We start from the raw sequence: 207 nt of genomic DNA, 5'->3' as shown, positions 1-207 counted from the left end.
CGGGAGCTGTCTCGCTCACCTCAAGCCAGGCACTGAACAACGCCACACTGCCTTTTGGGTTTGGCTCTCGCCAACAAGGGATTTTCGGCCGTACTCGAAAATCCCCATCTTCGGGCGGGTCTCAATGTTTATCGTGGCCGGCTGACTTATAAGGCCGTGGCTGAAAGTCTTGACCTACCATTCTCACCGATCGAGCAGGCTGCGGCC

Annotated in this window: 1 pseudogene; it reads left to right on the top strand. The window is 57.0% G+C overall.

Annotation, left to right across the window (positions count from 1 at the left end):
* Positions 1-207 (top strand): annotated as a pseudogene (locus tag KJQ96_RS41310) (alanine dehydrogenase); the annotation flags it as partial.

The sequence above is a fragment of the Bradyrhizobium sp. sGM-13 genome (genome assembly GCF_018398875.1).
Taxonomy (GTDB): domain Bacteria; phylum Pseudomonadota; class Alphaproteobacteria; order Rhizobiales; family Xanthobacteraceae; genus Bradyrhizobium.
This window is presented reverse-complemented; position numbering and strand designations above follow the sequence as displayed.